The organism is Enterococcus sp. LJL90 (assembly GCF_056924355.1).
Genome location: NZ_JBXPBQ010000001.1, coordinates 982,441 through 1,000,391, shown reverse-complemented (window position 1 = coordinate 1,000,391; position 17,951 = coordinate 982,441). Strand labels below are relative to the sequence as shown.

At 33.3% G+C, this 17,951-nt stretch carries 15 protein-coding genes; 2 read left to right on the top strand and 13 right to left on the bottom strand.

Annotated features, from left to right (window positions below; all coding sequences use genetic code 11):
• The first annotated feature begins 305 nt into the window (after positions 1 to 305).
• Entirely contained in the window at positions 306 to 929 is a 624-nt protein-coding gene (locus AC1Z3S_RS04590) for a CPBP family intramembrane glutamic endopeptidase (RefSeq protein ID WP_461739359.1), read from the top strand.
• 82 nt (positions 930 to 1,011) lie between these two features.
• Here the strand turns inward: AC1Z3S_RS04590 and greA are convergent, their stop codons facing one another.
• Together greA and mltG are read right to left on the bottom strand one after the other, a co-directional pair.
• Positions 1,012 to 1,491: a transcription elongation factor GreA gene (gene greA, locus AC1Z3S_RS04585; RefSeq protein ID WP_461739358.1), complete on the bottom strand. Its 480-nt coding sequence runs from the start codon at positions 1,489 to 1,491 to the stop codon at positions 1,012 to 1,014.
• Between the two features lie 152 nt (positions 1,492 to 1,643).
• Entirely contained in the window at positions 1,644 to 3,062 is a 1,419-nt protein-coding gene (mltG, locus tag AC1Z3S_RS04580; protein ID WP_461739427.1) for an endolytic transglycosylase MltG, read from the bottom strand.
• Between the two features lie 601 nt (positions 3,063 to 3,663).
• On the opposite strand from mltG, the gene AC1Z3S_RS04575 reads away from it, so the two are divergent.
• Positions 3,664 to 4,713, top strand: a complete 1,050-nt coding sequence (locus tag AC1Z3S_RS04575; RefSeq protein ID WP_461739357.1) for an acyltransferase family protein — start codon at positions 3,664 to 3,666, stop codon at positions 4,711 to 4,713.
• Positions 4,714 to 4,945: 232 nt separating this feature from the next.
• Here the strand turns inward: AC1Z3S_RS04575 and AC1Z3S_RS04570 are convergent, their stop codons facing one another.
• The 11 genes from AC1Z3S_RS04570 to cps2T all read right to left on the bottom strand — a co-directional run bounded on the left by AC1Z3S_RS04570 (position 4,946) and on the right by cps2T (position 17,949).
• Positions 4,946 to 5,533, bottom strand: a complete 588-nt coding sequence (locus tag AC1Z3S_RS04570) for a VanZ family protein (RefSeq protein WP_461739356.1) — start codon at positions 5,531 to 5,533, stop codon at positions 4,946 to 4,948.
• A 25-nt stretch (positions 5,534 to 5,558) separates the two neighbouring features.
• Complete coding sequence (locus AC1Z3S_RS04565) at positions 5,559 to 6,725, bottom strand: nucleotide sugar dehydrogenase (protein ID WP_461739355.1); 1,167 nt, start codon at positions 6,723 to 6,725, stop codon at positions 5,559 to 5,561.
• Positions 6,726 to 6,778: 53 nt separating this feature from the next.
• The gene (locus AC1Z3S_RS04560) at positions 6,779 to 8,176 is read right to left on the bottom strand and encodes a lipopolysaccharide biosynthesis protein (protein WP_461739354.1); all 1,398 of its coding nucleotides are present in this window, start codon (positions 8,174 to 8,176) and stop codon (positions 6,779 to 6,781) included.
• Positions 8,177 to 8,178: 2 nt separating this feature from the next.
• Entirely contained in the window at positions 8,179 to 9,243 is a 1,065-nt protein-coding gene (locus tag AC1Z3S_RS04555; protein ID WP_461739353.1) for an NAD-dependent epimerase/dehydratase family protein, read from the bottom strand.
• A 164-nt stretch (positions 9,244 to 9,407) separates the two neighbouring features.
• On the bottom strand, positions 9,408 to 11,165 hold the full coding sequence (locus AC1Z3S_RS04550) for a thiamine pyrophosphate-binding protein (protein WP_461739352.1): 1,758 nt from the start codon (positions 11,163 to 11,165) through the stop codon (positions 9,408 to 9,410).
• Positions 11,166 to 11,199: 34 nt separating this feature from the next.
• On the bottom strand, positions 11,200 to 12,336 hold the full coding sequence (locus AC1Z3S_RS04545) for a polysaccharide pyruvyl transferase family protein (protein ID WP_461739351.1): 1,137 nt from the start codon (positions 12,334 to 12,336) through the stop codon (positions 11,200 to 11,202).
• 4 nt (positions 12,337 to 12,340) lie between these two features.
• Positions 12,341 to 13,399, bottom strand: coding sequence for a glycosyltransferase family 4 protein (locus tag AC1Z3S_RS04540; protein ID WP_461739350.1), 1,059 nt, complete (start codon positions 13,397 to 13,399; stop codon positions 12,341 to 12,343).
• A gap of 2 nt (positions 13,400 to 13,401) precedes the next feature.
• Positions 13,402 to 14,667, bottom strand: coding sequence for an O-antigen ligase family protein (locus tag AC1Z3S_RS04535; protein WP_461739349.1), 1,266 nt, complete (start codon positions 14,665 to 14,667; stop codon positions 13,402 to 13,404).
• A 21-nt stretch (positions 14,668 to 14,688) separates the two neighbouring features.
• Positions 14,689 to 15,537, bottom strand: coding sequence for a glycosyltransferase family 2 protein (locus AC1Z3S_RS04530; RefSeq protein ID WP_461739348.1), 849 nt, complete (start codon positions 15,535 to 15,537; stop codon positions 14,689 to 14,691).
• 118 nt (positions 15,538 to 15,655) lie between these two features.
• The gene (locus AC1Z3S_RS04525; RefSeq protein ID WP_461739347.1) at positions 15,656 to 16,768 is read right to left on the bottom strand and encodes a glycosyltransferase; all 1,113 of its coding nucleotides are present in this window, start codon (positions 16,766 to 16,768) and stop codon (positions 15,656 to 15,658) included.
• A gap of 2 nt (positions 16,769 to 16,770) precedes the next feature.
• Positions 16,771 to 17,949, bottom strand: a complete 1,179-nt coding sequence (gene cps2T, locus AC1Z3S_RS04520; protein ID WP_461739426.1) for a beta 1-4 rhamnosyltransferase Cps2T — start codon at positions 17,947 to 17,949, stop codon at positions 16,771 to 16,773.
• Between the last annotated feature and the right edge of the window lie 2 nt (positions 17,950 to 17,951).

Here is a 17,951-nt window from a genome sequence, read left to right as displayed (position 1 = left end):
ATTTACATTGGACCTAAGACCTAATTGTTAACTATAGCAGTTTTGAAAAAATCAGTAAATAACTTTTAAAGCTATTTTGCAAAATAATTGCGCAAAATAGCTATTCAAATTCTTTTTATCCTTAAAAAATTAAGATAGTCCGTCATCGAAGTTTTCCCCCGCCTTTTTCCATCCACAAAACACAAAATTTCCTCAGACGAAACTAACGAACAATTTCGTCACCTTGTTACCTATCATTTTTAAATTTGTTATCTATAGGATTATAATTACTGCATAAAAAAGGTTTTATGGGAAGGATAATCACTATGGTTAAAAACAAAAATGCTGTCGCTCTAATCTTGGTTACCATTGCAGTCGCTATTTCTTATTTATTGTTACACTTGACTGGTTTGAGCACCAACATACTGACAATTCTCGGAAGCGGCTGGAATGCTGTTTTAGCAGGATTGGCTGGCTATTTTCTACTGAAGAAACTTTTTACCGACCAATTTAAGCACTTTAGTTTAAAAACCAGCCTATGGGGAGTTCCTCTAACACTAATAGTCGGTCTTGGCTTTGGTCTGCTCTATTCGACACTTTTTGGAAGCATTACTCAAAATACAATCGAAAATAACTTTCAGCCAATGATTTTATTAACGCAGGTACCCCTGATGATTATGGGAGAAGAAATCATCAGCACCAATCTCTTACTAGCCTTAAAAAAACTTGGTCTCTCCTTTACCGTTGCTTCAATTATTGTAAGTATTCTGTTTGCTTTCTGGCACGTCACCGCCTATGGACTGCATCCGTTACAGTTATTATTTACCCTAGCTCCCGTACGTTTTTTGCTTAATTACCTCTGGCATAAATCTAATAGCATCTGGGTCAGCTGGCTCTGCCATTATCTTTATGATGTCGTGACTTTGCTGCTTCCGCTTTTGGGAAGATAGGAAACATACTATAAAAAACCACGCTACCGCAATCCCCTTTTCAAGGAATTGCGACAGCGTGTTTTTTATCTTTTAAATTAAATCAAATCATTTCAACCTTAGTAATTTTCACCTGCATGTCGCCGCCGGGTGTGGCGATGGCTACGACGTCATCCACTTTTTTGCCAAGCAAGGCTTGGGCAATTGGTGAATCATTTGAGATGCGACCAGCAAATGGGTCAGCTTCGGCACTGCCGACGATGGTGTATTCTTCTTCTTCGCCGTCAGGCATTTCGATAAAGGTCACCGTTTTACCGATAGAAACCTCATCGCTATTCACATTGTTATTGTCAATGATTTCCGCAAAACGCAGCATTGTTTCAATTGTGGTAATGCGGCCTTCAACAAAGGCTTGCTCATCTTTTGCTGATTCGTACTCTGAGTTTTCAGAAAGGTCGCCGAAACTGCGGGCCACTTTGATACGTTCGATGATTTCTCCACGTTTTACTGTTTTTAAATTTTCTAATTCTTCTTCTAACTTGGCTTTGCCATCAAGTGTCATTGGATAAACTTTATCCGCCATACTAATCTTCCCCTTTTTTTCTTCCATCTATTATAGTCTTGATTTAATTTAATTGTTATTGATTGGTCTATTTCTCGGGTTAAATTGAAAGCAACCCCTTGCAGAGAAAAATCACTCCACAAAAGGTTACCATGACTTAGAATAATTGTAAACTAGTTATTCACATATTCCTCAACTAGTTGTTGATGTTCTTCATATGTTTCTGCGAAATAGACATCTCCTGTATCAACGTCAGCGACAAAGTAGTAATAATCATTTGGCGTCGGACTCAAGGTCGCCTCAATCGAAGCCAAACCTGGCGAATCAAACGGCCCTGGTCCATAACCAGTATTGTTATAGAGATTATACGGTGAGTCCACCTCTAAATCGTCATATGTGACAACTTCCTTGTGCACACCTAACGCATACAAAATCGAAATATCTGACTGCAACGCCATGCCAGCATTAATCCGGTTAATAAAGACTTGCGCAATATTTGCCCGATCTTCAGCCGTCACACCTTCCCGCTCAACCAATGAAGCCAGCGTTAAGAATTGTTGCACAGTGTAGCCTTGATTTTGAATACTTTCAAAATAAGGACTCAAGGTATCATACATCGCCGCCAACATTTGATCTGCTAAGCCTTCAGCAGTCGTCGTGTCTGCGTAAAAATCATAAGTCGCTGGGAATAAATAACCCTCCAAGCGATATCTCACACCCTCCGCCTCGCTCGCGCTCGTCAGCATTTGCGGATACAGCGCTAAAACTTTTTGGAAATAGGCATCGTCGTTCATCAAAGCTAAGAAATCATCAGCGGTAATCGCACCCTCCGTTGAGGTTTCGATAATATCGGCAATGCTGGCGATATCATTGCCCTCCGGAATAACGATCTTAGCATCGGCAATCGCCTGCGGCTCAGCCGTTCCGCCGGCCTGCAGCAACGTCGAAATTTCATCCAGCGTCATGTCAGGCGACATTTGGTAGTAGCCCGACTGGAAGCCGTCGACATTGTTAAATTTTGTCCAATAATTAAAGACTAATCCGCTGACAATCACATTGTCATTTTCCAAAATCTCGCCAATCTCTTTATTTGAAGATCCGCTTGGAATATTGACCTGTACCAGCTGTGAATCCTCTGCATCCCGCGGCTGCAAAGCCCCTTGAACAAAGTTGTAGAAGGTCACACCTAAAATCGTTCCCAAGACAATCAGCGTTGCCACCACAATTAAAACAATCCGCCGTACAACTTTTCGTTCCTTCTTGCGGGTTTCAAATTTTCTTTGACGAGGCGGCAGCTCAGCAATCTCTTCAAGAGTCGGCTCTGGCTCTTCCTTTTTAGTCTCGTGATTATCCTGCGACCGTGAACCGACGCTGGAATAATCAATATCCTCAAGACTTGGCGTTGGCTGCTCGTTAACTGGCGGCAGCGGCCCTTCGGTGGTATCAGAAAAATCATTAGACTCTCGCCAACTAGGCGTCCCCGCTTCTGGCGGTGTTGGCGTATTTTCTAGATTACTGTCAACCGAATTTGTATCATTGGACTCAGTATTTGTTGATTGTGTCGGCTCATTGGTTTCATTCCTCGGCGCAATCGGCTCATCCATCCCCAGCGGCGTGGCATCATCAAAAATCCGCCGGGAAAACCGTGTCTCCCGTGCCCGCTCTTCATCCGTTTTTGCCCCGCCATTATCAGCACCATTATTACTGTCAGTCCCACCATTTAGGGACTGCATAATTTTGTCTTTAAAGGATTCCTCTGGTTTTTTATTATTATCGTCAGCCAAAGTTTTTCCTCCTTCATTTCATTCATTTAGTCATGCTTTCAGCCATTTCACAAAATAAAAAAGATGGCTAGCATCTCCTCGCTTCAGTGTTTTCTATAAAACAACACACTGCCTCACTATCATAACTCCTACAATTATACATGAAAGCCCCTCAAAAGAAAACCTGAAATCAAGGATTCCCCCACAAGTCAAGCCCCTGTAATGATTGCAAAATTGGTGCAATAAAAGAGCCTAATTATTCTTAGAAAGTTACTTGATAGCGTTCTCTAAATCTTCTTCTTAATGTAATTCATTTGGTTTTCATTGCACTTTTATATTTGAATGAAGAGTGAGATTAAAAACTTGGTCAAATTGAAAGGTAATTATGATAAAATGAATTGAATAAAAATACTTTATAGGTTGGTGCAAAATGAAAAAAAAATTTATTGGATTAGATGGTTTAAGGGGGTGGGGATGTCTTGGTATTGTTGCCATGCATATACTATCCAATGGAAATTATTTGCGAATCCAAGGTATTTCTAGAACTATAATAATTTCATGGACCGACTTTGTGTTTATCTTTTTTATCATAAGTTCATTCGGATTGTGCTATGGCTACCTTGAAAAATTTAAAACAAATTCTATCGACATTAAGTCTTTTTACAAAAAGCGATATTTGAAAGTTCTGCCCTTTTTCAGTGTCCTAGTTACGATTGGACTTTTGATTGAGCACTCAAAAGAAGCGCTTGTTGAAGCATTTACTGAACTAACAATGCTTTTCGGATTCCTACCAAAAAATCAATTAGAGTTTTTAGGGGTTAGTTGGTTCTTAGGAGTAATCTTCGTTTTTTATTTCTTTTTTCCATTTTTTGTAAGTGTTATTTCAAACAAAAAAATGACCTGGTTAAGTCTCTTGGTTACAATAATCATTAGTCAATTATGCGCCTTGTATTTTTTCACCGATAAATATGTTCAAGAAGATTTTATCCCAAGACAATCGTTTATATATTGCCTCCCGTTTTTTGTAATTGGTGGTTTATTATTTCACTATGTAGAAAAAATTTCATTTTTGTCAAATAAATATAAAACAATTACATTGGTCCTATTTTTTTTTACAACACTTATGTACTTCATTTTACCTAATAACATTTTAGGGCTGGACTTTCAATTATTCAAACAATTAGTTGTAGTATCAACATGGGTAATCGTCTCTATAGGTACGAACAATTGGTTGCTTGAGAACAAAGTCATTCAATTTTTTGGGGCTATTAGCTTAGAAATATATCTATCTCATATGATAATATTTAGGGGTATAGAACGATTGGGACTGACAACAATATTTGGAGATGGATACTTATCTTACTTCCTCACTTTTATATTGGTAATCCTACTTTTAATTCCTTTTATTTTCATTGTCAAGCTTCTTTTAAAACAATTGAAAGCCTTTCTTATAAAATTTTCTTCTATAACCAAAAGTTGATTTTTAAGCAGTTATACAAACAACTCTATTTTGTATGATTACCTTTCTAAAATCATACAAAATAGAGTAAACAAAAACACTATCATAATATTTTATCGACCGTGATAACGTTTTCGGGAGATTTTAAACAAGAAAAATTTAATTTTGAAGAAAGTTATTCAGCTTTAAATTGTTTTAATGATAGATTGAAGATACATTTACACTCAATTTATATGGCTGTTTATAATGACTCTCAAATCGTCTGATTAAATTTTCGCAGCAAAAATTTCGCCACCGCCCAACCAATCGTGGTCCCGATGAAATTCAAAATAATATCACTCAAGGCAAAAGTTCCCAGATAAAACACATATTGGATTGTTTCAATCCCCAGAATTGTCAGCAGCGCCGTCACAACATACTGCCAACGATTCGTCCCCAACCCATAAATCATTCCCAATGGAATCAGAAACACAATGTTTAGGACTGCCTCAGAAAGCACTCGGTCATCCGCCTGAATAAAATCAAACGGATTTAAAGACAACGCCTGATAACCTGTCGCTTTAGCAAATAACATGATGAACAATAAGAATAAATAAGTGCTAATTACCAAATACAAAAAGACCATCGAAATCTTCTTTAACTGATATTGAATGAAAAATAGCCACATCGCCAAAAAAAGAAACAAAAATAGAACCTGATAGGTATATTCAAAACGCTCCACTGCCCTCAGTAACCGAGGATAATGGGCGACCGTCGGCATCACGATAAAACGAATCAGAACATACGAAACAAACGCAAAAACGAAGGCTGATAGCGTAAATGAAAAAACGTTTTTCTTCATTTACTATTCACCTCCGTTTAGTCGTTTAATTTTCGTTGAAAATATCTCGGGTATAAACTTTCTCCTTCACATCTGCCAATTCAGGCTCAAAGCGATTCGAGACAATCACATCCGACATTTCTTTAAATTCTGCTAAATCTTTAATTACCTTCGAATTATAAAAATCATCGGCATCCAAAGTCGGTTCATACACGACGACCTCAATGCCCTTCGCCTTAATCCGTTTCATAATCCCCTGAATTGAAGAATAGCGGAAATTATCCGAATGGGCCTTCATCGTCAAACGATAAATTCCCACCCGCTTAGGATTTCTTGCTAATATCTGCTCAGCGATAAAGTCTTTTCTCGTCGTATTTGCTTCTACAATTGCACCAATTAAATTATTTGGAACCTTATCATAATTAGCCCGCAGTTGCTTAGTATCCTTTGGCAGGCAATAACCACCATAGCCAAAAGATGGGTTATTGTAATGACTACCGATCCGCGGATCAAGCCCAACACCTTCAATAATCTGTTTACTATTCAGACCACGGGACTCCGCATAAGTGTCCAGCTCATTAAAGTAGGCTACTCTCAATGCTAGATAGGTATTGGAAAATAACTTAATGGCTTCTGCTTCGGTTGAGTGAGTTAACAACACTTCCACATCTTCTTTGCGGGCATTTTCTTTAAACATGTCAGCAATTTCCTGTCCACGCCCAGAACACTCTCCTACAATAATTCGTGATGGGTATAAATTATCATATAAAGCTTTACCTTCCCGCAAAAATTCAGGAGAGAAGATGATATTTTCTGTCTGATATCTTTCTTTAATGCTTTCAACATAACCTACAGGAACCGTTGACTTAATGATAAAAACAGCATCAGGTCGAATTGCCAAAGCTTGTTCAATGACATTCTCCACTGTAGAGGTATCAAAGTAATTTTTCTTCTCATCATAATCTGTCGGTGTTGCAATAATCAGATAGTCACCAAATAAAACGGCTTTTTCAAAGTCACTAGTGAACTCAACCTGCAAATCATCCCGCTCTAAAAACTCATGAACTTCCTGATCTTCAAGCGGTGAGAAACCTTTTTGCAGCATCGAGATTTTTTCTGGAACAATATCATACGCCATTACTTCTTCTTTTTGGGCTAAGAGTAATGAGTTAGCTAGGCCGACATAGCCTAGGCCGAATGTTGAGATTTTCATGGATTACCCCACTTTAGTTTATTAGTTACCATTCCATTTTCAACAATCAGTAACTAGCCAAATTTATTTTTTAAAACTTCAAAAAAACTTTTAATCAAAGCTTTATTAACAAATAGTAACAAAATAAAACAAACCAAGGAAAAAAAGAAACCTTGTAAAGTAGTAAAAAAATAGAGACAAGCTATTTGTACAAAAATTATGGCATGATTTATTATCATATTACTTTTATCGACTTTAATTTCAGCATATCTTTTTGTACTTCTTTGTCTAATTAACCACAAAAAGAAAAAACTTAACGTTGAACTTAACCCTGCTCCATAAAGTCCAAATAAAGGAATGAAGATTCCATTTAAAATTAGGCTGATTACTGCACCATATATTGTCGTTGTAAACGCATTTTTTGTCTCCATTGCTGCCGCATAAAAATTCCCTAAAAAACTAGAAAAGCTTGAGTAGACTATAGCGAGAAGTAATAAAGGTACATATTTCCACGCAATATAAAATTCAGATGATACAAGAAAAGATAAAATTGGTTTTATAACTAAAATTACAAAACTTGTAGCAAGCAACATAAACTGTGAATACATAGAAAATATTTTGGAATAAAAAATGGCCCTGTCTTGTGAACTATACTCCTCGATTGCTGATAGTTGCCAAGCTTGAAAAAAAATGGAATTGAATACATTTATCAAATTTGGTATTTTATTAGCAATTGCATATATTCCATTAGCAGATGCACCTGAGAAAAAAAGAATGAAATATCTGCTTAAAGCATTAGTACTCCACCAAGCAATTGAGTTAGGTATTAACGGCATACTATATGTTAGCATCGAAACTATTGTATTCCGCCTTACTAAAGACCATTTAAAACTCGAAGATAAATGTAGAGAACAAAATAGCCAGATTGTAGAGACAAGATTTGCTAGCAGTATAGAAGCTAGGTATCCGAATAATCCCCATTCAACAAAAACAAGAAGAATTAAGTTGAAACCCGCAGTTAATATTGAAACTAAGATTCCATTTATAGCAAATAATTTTACTTTTCCAATTGCTTTTGCATATTGTGAGAATAAAGTTTGAAAAATTTGGATTCCCACAATCAAACAAATAAACCCTATGTAACTAACCCTAAATATTGTCCCTAAAACAAACATTAGAAAAATTACTATTGTCCCGCCGAATGTGACAACAAGACTATTAGAATATACACTTTCATAGTTAATATCTTTTTCCATTGCAAATCTAAGGACAGCATCAAAAATACTTAATGACATGATAGGTAGCAATAAGGAAACAGTAGTTATAATTAAATCACTTACTCCCAAGTCACTTTGTGATAGCTTCCATGTATATAAAGGTAACATTATGAAGCTCATAAATTTACTGCCAAGATTTCCTACTGCAAATACTATTGAATTATTTGCCAATTTTTTTAATCTTTTATTTTCCATTTTTACTTAGATAACCTCATTCTAGTGTAATTCAAACAATAACTAATCCGATTTTTTAGAGTAGCCTCCTCTAAACTCATTTTTACATTTGTAATGAAATCCATCTTAGCCTGATCTCGAAAATTTATATATACCTTGCTATCAGATGCAATAAATTGTTGGATTTCTTGAGCCAAGCCTAGCTTAATTGAAGTCAAATTCTCTTGAGAAAGACTTGAATATTTTAATATTTTCCTATTGTCCAACTCTCTATCAATAAGTCGATCATACATAACCTGATACTTATTAGTGGCAAATTTAAAATAATCATTTAAACCTATTTCTACAATTTTTAAACCAATGGTATCTTCATAGATTTTTGCAACCTCTTGCCATGTTAATGACTCAGCTGTTACGACATTAAAATCCTGCCCATATGAATCATTATTATTTGCTAACCCTGAAATCATTGATGCAACATCTCCAGCCCAAGTCATAGTTGTTTTTCTTTCAAGAATTTCTTTGGGTAATCCAACAGGTAGATGGTTCGCAGCTCTGCTGAAAATAATATCCGCTTCCATTGTTGCTAATTGGAACCTTTGTTTTGAATAAGTTATTGAAGGTCGGATTATTGTCCAATTCTTACTAGCACTGTTCCTTAATATTTTTTCTTGGCGAGATTTGGCTAATGCATATTCATCACTTCTTAAGTAATCTTTATCATTTAAAACATCTAATAAATGAGGTGAAGACTCAGTTATTAATGATTCTGATTTTGCAAATACACGATAAGAAGACACAAATATATATTGCTCAGTTTTATGTAACAACAAATTCACTCTATTTTTAAATTCTTCAGTAGAATAAATCATAAAATCAACAATTATATTCCAGTGATTCTTATTCAAAACCCCTGACAAAAATTCATCTTCCATAGCATTACCTTGTAAAAATATAATATCTTCAACACTTGATTTTTTGGGGGTTCGCGAAGTCACGAAAACGGTGTATCCCCTCTTTTTTAATTCATCAGACAAATACACTCCCATAGCTCCAGTACCACCAAGTAAAAGCGCTTTTTTTTCCATAATGCCTCCAAATAAAATTGCTCAAACAATTCCCAACAAACTTAATTTATAAACAATTTTTATTTACGTTAATTTTAATTTATTTAATAACACTTCAAATACTAAAAACTATTTTGACAATATTGAAGGATGCAATAAAGTTATCTTTATAATAATTGATTATACTAATCACGCTTAATAATGTTCTTTAATGTACCTATTCCCTTTTCTCCAATTATACTTTTAGCAATCTTTTTTGTAGAAGACTTCAATGCTTCTCTAGAAGTAACCTCACTAGTGTTTATAAGTTCTATAGCCAGACTCTCATCTTCGGATTCCGTAAAAACTTCAAATAATATCGGTTTCTCTCCAACAGTATCATTTAGAAAAAAGTTCTTTTTTTCAAGATACTCTTCTTTATTATGAGCTGACATATACTCAAAACCTAGGTTTTCAGAGTATGCTTTAACTAATTTTTTCGATTTTTCCCCAAAATGTCCTGCTGCTGCCATATATAAGTCAGCTTCTTCTTGAAATTTTGCTGCATTGTGATTATAGTTTCTAAATTCAGTACCTTTACCATTATTAATTACCATTAAACGAATGTTTTTACCTACATGCCTGTTTCCTATTGAGTTCATATCATAAAAAAATGCTAAGTCTCCAACTATGCCAAAATACAACTTCTCCTTATTTTCTATTGATGCTCCTATTAAACTGGATACACATCCATCAATCCCAAATCCTCCAGTATTGCAATATGCTGCTATTTCTTTCGGCAAATTAAAGAAATCCCAAGAACGTAGTGAGTTCAAAATACCTAAGTGCAATACTGAACTTGAAGGCAAATCCTGTATGGTATTCTGAGCTATCCATGGATTAGAAAAGGGCAACTCAGGAATTTTATTTAAAATCCTATCACATTCATCTTTCCAACTATTAAAATAGCTAAGCTCATTATTGTCACCTAAGTGCATGTCATTAAACGTTTCGAAAAAATCAACTTCATCCATTTCATAGACAGTTGAAAGCTTTTTAAAAGTGTCTCTTACTTCGCCATCTGGATTCACACGCCAAACCTCTTTTGGGTTCAACGCAATTGCAGAACCAGAAACTTCTCCTATATGTATTAAAACATCCAAATTCCTTAATGGTGATTTATAATGAGTTTGACTACATACTAAGCTAGCATTTATTTTGTATTTCCCTTGAAAATTACTCGTATGGTCACAGATGACGGCAGCATTATAGGATTCACAAAATTTATCAACTGCTTTTGTTAGCCTGTCTGACCAGACTTTATGAGCTCCAACAAAAATGCCAATTTTTTTATTTGTGAAGTTAGGTGAGTCAGCAATTTTAGAAACTCTTTTTACTGGTACGAATTCAGGCAACTCTTTTGTAGTAAAGTTTGAGCTATATTGAGTTGTTAAGTTAATGTGCACAGGTCCTCCGCCTCTATGAAATAGCTCAAGAATTGCTTTATTCATCATTAATCTGTACGCCCACTCATCTTCCTTATCATGAATCGATGGAATCTGTACACTTAAGTTAACAGTATCTTTTAAACTTACACTTCTATCAATGACTTGGGGGATATAGTGCCCCACTCTACCCGTGTGTTGAGTTGAAGTAACTGCGAGAATTGGTAACTTCCTATAGTAGGCTTCTGTCAATCCCGATACATAATTTCTAGAGGCAGTTGCTCCCGTACAACTCAATACTACAGCTTCGTTAGTTTCAGCAGACAGACCACAAGCAATATATGCTGCTGATCTTTCGTCTACCGCAGAATATACTTCGAAGTAAGCATCATTTTGGATGCTTCCGACAAAGGTAACATTTGTTGCTCCTGGACTAGCTACGATTTTTTTTATGCCGAAATACTTCAGTAAAGAAATTAATATCAAAACATTTTTTTCGTCTGTATACAAAGTTTCCATTCACTTATCCTCCAAATTCATTTAAACAATATTATCATTGATCTATTAAAGATTTTTCTAAAAAATTAATCCCAAGGCTTCTTAATTGCGTCTTAGTTATTTTTATTGATTCAAGATTTTCTGGTGATAACTCAGTATTTAAAGTGTATTGCAAATTTTCTCCATCAATAAGCCTTTCATCGAGATTAAATGTATCTAATAGTGTTTCCAATCTGGAATTCATTGATATTTTATCATGTTTTTTAAAACGGTTTAAGACAAAAAAGTTTTTGTCGAAAATAATTGAAAACACTGCCCCATGGAAAGAGTCAGTAATTACCATATTGGCATCCTTTATATAACTCAAAAAACTAGATACCTCATAATTTTTTGCCATATATTGCATATGTTTCTTGTCCCAGTCTATCATATCTCTATTTAGGTATGGTACAAATACAAGCTCTAAATTTCGAGCTTTTGCAAAATCAACAATTCTCTCTCTCTGCTGAATATCTTTACCTAGTAAGTATGCAAAAATATAATCTTTCTTATCAGATTTCTTATCTTTAATCAAAATTTTCCATTCATTTTCAGTTAATAATAATGTTGGGTCTGGCATCACATCAATAGTTATATCACTACAAAACTTTTCCATTATATCTTTACTTTTTTTTTCTCTGATTGATACAGAATTAAATTTTTTTAAATAATTATACATAAAGTTTAACTCTTGATTAGTTAATGAATCCCTTGCTATACTTGCTGCATATGAAATCTTTCTTTTGTCATCTGAGACAAAATCAAGAAAAAAAGAGGGCTGCCAACCTATCGGATTCCATATTTGATCACTTCCACAAACAAAAAAATCGAAATTATCTGATAATTTGTGAATATTTTTTTTCTTAACTAATCTTGTGTGAGGGATTTCTCTTGCAAAAATATCTGTTTGTTTTTTTCTCCTGTAATCTAATAGTGTCCATTCCAAATATTTTATTTTCCTTAAATGACTCTTTATTCTCTCACTATATTTTTCTTTTTTATTTTTATACATGCGTCCTGATTCTGCATTATAATCGATTTGTTTTGCATCAAAACCGAGATTGTTTAGAACCTTTTGCAAAGCATACGCTTGTAGGAGCCCCCCATAATTTGAGCTGTTATTATATAAAGTTAAAATTGCAACTTTTTTCATTTAACTAGTAATCCTCCAATATAATTCTCAATTGACTGATAGCTCTATCCCATGAAAATTTTTTTGCCGATAACACACCATTCTGTGCTAACTCAATTCTTTTTTTTTCATTCAAAAATAGCATTGAAACATTCTCCACTAATCCATCAACATTTTCTACAGGTGACAACAGGGCATTTACCCCATCAACAGCATACTCTTTTACACCGCTATAATTAGTAGAGACTAGTGCAGCTCCACAAGCCATTGCTTCAAGACCGGTTAAACCAAAGCCTTCTTCAATAGCACCACTCAAAAAAACACTAACTTTATTGTAAATCTTTATCGTTTCCGATTGAGAAGCTCCTCGGGTATAATTCACCCAAGCTGGAAGATTCTGAGGACGTTTTGGCGTTCCGAACATCTCAACTTGTAAATCACTAAACCTTTCTTTCAAAACTTTTAATGCTGCAATAGAATAGTCCAAACCTTTCATTTTACTTTGGTGGTATAAAATACCTATTTTTCTAGATGACCTAGATTCAATTGGATTGGTTACTCTGTATTTTTTAATATCTATTGGATTACTAATCAAAATTGACTCTGCCTTGCCGTAAAAATCCACTTTTCTTTTCAACCAATTTGATACTACGATGTTAGTCATATTTTCTGAATAAGTCTTATGTAAATATGATTCATCTGTATGCCAATTCTCATATCCTTGAATAAAATAAAATTTCCTCGAATTTGAAAAAAGATCAAGAACCGTTTCCACAGTCTCTACTCCAGTAGCAAAGACAACATCAATTTCACGTAGTTTAAAAGTATAATTTTTTTCCAAGTTAGATATTTTCAAAACCTTTTTATCAAGTGGAAACCAAGTTGGTTCAATCTTGGTCAAGTAATTTGCTATAATGGGTTTAACTTTTTTTGGAAGATGATATTTTTTCAAGACGTCATCGTTTAAAAAAAGAATGGATACATCATACCCTGCCGAAGCTAGCCTATTTGCATATTCAAAAACAATCTTATATCCACCAATAGGTTGTCTGGTAAATGCTGGCAACACATAACAAATTTTCATGTTCAAGAGCTCCTAAAATTATAATTTGTCCTGTTATTTCCTAATAGTCCACAAACAAAAATATTAAAAACTACAAAAGCCGAAGACATCGTTCCAAGTAACTCAAAAAAATACATTGCTATAAACAGGGCTATCAAAGATAAGCTAAATACACTTTGCAAACTATCTTTAGATTTCCAAAATGAACTTAATATAATTGAGAACATTAAAATTATTAGCAGCAAGCCCGCTATACCAGTATCCATTAAAATAGTAACATATTGATTATCAATTGCTGCGTCCCACCAGTTATAAGGGTTTTGCTCTAACCAATTTAATGCAAAACCACTTCCGCCTCCAAAGAGTATATATAATATTCCCCTAGTAAAAATATATCTTGTCCCGTAAATCAATGTATAACCTCGAACTCCTCCAAAAATCGGTACTGATGCAGTGGATGTAGACTGATAATCGAAAATAGCTAGAATTCTATCCAAACTGTTTATAATTACTGTAGACAAGGAATCTTTTAGAAAAACTACACCTAATACAATAGCAAAAAGAACAAGATAAAAATAAACAATGTATTTTACTTTTAATTTTGGTCTAAAGTGCTTAATCAAAAGAAAAAAGAAACAGATTACAAGTGTTACCCAAATATTCCTTGTATATGTCAATAAAACATTAAATAAAAAAATAGAGTTTACAAAAAAATCCAGATAAATATTGTGAAAAGAAAAATAATATTGGATAATCAACGAAATTGTTAAAAAAACTCCATAAAAATGCCTATATTCAAATATAGTAGAAATCCCACCTCCTACATTTAAATCAACCGAATAATACACAGTCCCAGATTTTAACACTGAAAAAAAATCTATATTAAATATATATCCCACTATTGAAATTATGGAAAGAACTAAAATAATATTTTTGAAATAAATTAAATATTTTTTTGGGTTCCAATATCTTGTCAAAATATAAACTATCAAAAAAACACAAATTTCATTTAAACTTGTTATGATATTCCCTGTTCTCTTCATAAATATTGTGGAAAAAAAAGTTAAAGCAATAAATGAAGTCCAAACTAAAGAAAGTTTATTTTTTACAAATCCTTTCGTAAAACCATCATTCTTCATAACTAATAGAAAAAGTGAAATAGCTAAATAAACAATTATTATATAACTATTTATTTGTTTATATGAGCCAAATGCAACTAAGATTGGAAAGCTTAACAATATAAAGTTTACAACAGTACCTAAACTTATTTTACCTTTATCTAAATTCATTTTATATTTCTCCAACTATATTTAACTTATTTTATATAGAAGTAACTTCCATGCAATATCATAATTTTTAAAATAACTAAATATCTTTCTATACAGTCCTCTTCCTTCGTAATAGTGTCTCATGTTAATTCTTCTAACACTAATATCGATAAGTCTTTGATTTTTCACTATTAAATTTGCTATCTTGACAACTTCTAAAGCAGATTGATACATTTGCTCTTCATTATTGGAAACATTAGTCCCTACGTTTTTATGTGTATAAATTTTTTCAGGATTCAACTTAAAATTGATTCCGTTAACAAGATATTCTAGCCAAAGTAACCAATCATCAGCACCATTAATACTAATAGTATTCTCATACCAGTTTTCAGGAATCTTATTCCTTCTCAACATGCACATTCCTGGTGAGACAATAAGATTTCCAATGTAAAAAAACAATTCCAAATTATTAATTTTCTGCTGTTGTTGAAAATTTTTAAACAGAGGCTTTTTTTTCCCATCTTTGTCCTCGTTATAGCCATTTCCAACTACTACATCACCATCTTCAATAGTTTCAAGCTGTGATTTCAAAGCATTTCTCTCTAAATAGTCATCTTGATCTAACATAATAATATATTCACCCATAGCTGTCTTTATACCTTGAATTCGAGATTTATGAATCCCTAAATTGTCAGTATTAATGACTTCTTTAACATTTAAGTTTTTAATCAAAGATAAATCATACTTCAAATCAATTTCTGGACTATCATTAACTAATATAAGCTCTATTTCCACTTCATTTAACACGCTTAGATTATCTTCCAAATTTAAAATCAAAGAATCAATATATCTATTACCTTTATAAATTGGTGTAATAATACTAATATCCATTAATAACTCCTTAATCTTTAGGTTTCTTACATCATCATTACTTCAAAGTGATGATGATATTTTTCAAAATAAGTATATTTATTAATTATTTTCAGGATTTTTATTTTGTCCAGCTGATTTACTCAACTAGAACCTTTTTCTCCCACTCAGAAATTATTGTATCTACTTTCAGATCTTCAACTCTTCTCAAAGATTTCTTTGAGTATTCAATCATTTCATCCTTGTTATCAAATAAGTTGTTTATCCAAGCTGCCATACTCTCAACATCACCAAAATCTATGAGTTTTCCGTACTTACCATCATCCGTGACTTCTCTCAAAGAAGGAATGTCAAAAGCTACAATAGGAAGACCAAATGACATCGCTTCAGCTGCTACTAAAGGGAACCCCTCATATCTGCTAGTCATTAAGAATATACTAGAATTACGATAATGCTCTTTTAATTGTTCTTCTTTTAAAGCTTTTTTCCAAAATATTTTATTTTCTAGTTTATTATCTTTTATTAGTTCGAGGAATTTTTTTTCATTTTTAGCGTCACCTGATCCAGCAACATTAATAATGATACCCTCATCCAAAAATTTTGCAACATTACACAAATAATCTATACCTTTACTATCTATATGTATTCTCCCCACAAAAGAAACAACCTTTGATTCCAATGAACTTATTTTCCCATCATTATCAATGGTGACAGGGTTGTGTATTATTAATGTACTTGGATTTATACTCTTCCATTTACTTGCTGTATACTTCTCCAAAGAAATAATTTGATCGGCAGCGGCCATATTGGTAAATAATTCCAATTTCTGATTTTTAAATCTATCATCTACATAATTTTCATAAAGATTATGCGTCCAACAAACAATTTTTTTTGTTGTAATTATTTCATTTTTTAGCTTATTTACAAACAGTATATATGGGTTCAATAAAATTACCACATCGTAATCTTTACCAGTTAATGTAGATTTTAAGTTGCGAAAATGCCAATCGTCAGCCACTACTTTCTTTTTAAAATTTAATTTAGATAAAGCAACAATAACAGTCAATATTAAATTTTTAAGTTGTGTTATTTTACTAGGTCGAATAGTATTTAAACCACTTAAGTCGAAAAAATCATAGTTCTCATAATATACTTGAACCTCGTAGTTTTTACTCAACTCTTTTGCTATTGTAAGTAAGACCTTCTGTTGTCCACCCATCTTGAATTGTGTTTGACAAAAAAGAATTTTCAATACTATTCACCACATTCCATAAAAACTTTCTCGTAATCATTTATAATTTTGCGCCATGTATAATGATCTTCAATTGTTCTTTTAGCTCTAATCTCATACTGTTGAATTTCCTTTGATGACAGCTGTTCAGCTTTTGAAATAACCTCTTGCAGCTGATTTTTGTTCCAATATAATGCAGAATCCTTACCTACCTCTTTGTTAAACCCAACATTCAATAGCAAGTTAATCTTCGTAGAGGCTAGGGCCTCTAACAGAGATGGATTCGTTCCTCCTACCTCATGTCCATGAATATACGCAAATGCATTTTCTCTAATGTACTTTAATAATTCTTGATTATAAACCGTCCCAACAAACTTAATTCTATTATCTTCGTCAAAATGAGTTTTCTTTTTCAACTTTTCATAAAATTTGTTTTCTTGGATATTTGTAACCAGAACAAAGTCTCTTCTTGATGAAGAGCTCATAAAACCTCTAATCATGGACTCATAATTATTTTCTGGAACAAAGCGACCTACTACAAGATAATAATTATTTTCATTTAATGAATTATTACTAAACCAAGAAATTACCTCGCTACTTTTTTGACTTAATTCAGATTTATTAGTCTCAGTACCATAAGCAATATAATCAGTTTTGGGCTTGTATGCTTCATAAACTTTTAATATATATTTTTCAATATTCTTACTATCACAAATTAGTAAATCTGCATTCTTTACCATAAGTCGCTCAGAATATTTCCAATATTTTCTTACTGGATAACTCCATTTTGCACGTTTCCATTCATGGCCGTCAGGATTTACAAATAATTTACCGTTTAACTTATCAATTTTCTTTTTCAGTTTCCCAATAAATGGACCTATACGAGAAGCAAGTACGTAAAAAATTGGATTTACATCATTGTTTTTCTCTGCCAATTTTACTGCATAATTTAGAGCAGCAATATCATAGAAAATAGCTTTAGCTGGCCCTATATTGGGTACATCAATATTAAAGCACTTTGCGCCGTTATGCTCAAAGTGCTTGTCTCTAATCCCAGATTTTAACGAGTTGTCAGCCATGCATGCAACATGATACTGAATATTATCATTTTTCTTATACTCGGTCAGCTTTTCTACAAAAGTTTCAAAGCCACCATATCTTGCTGGTATACCTTTTGAACCAACTATATATACATTTTTTATTT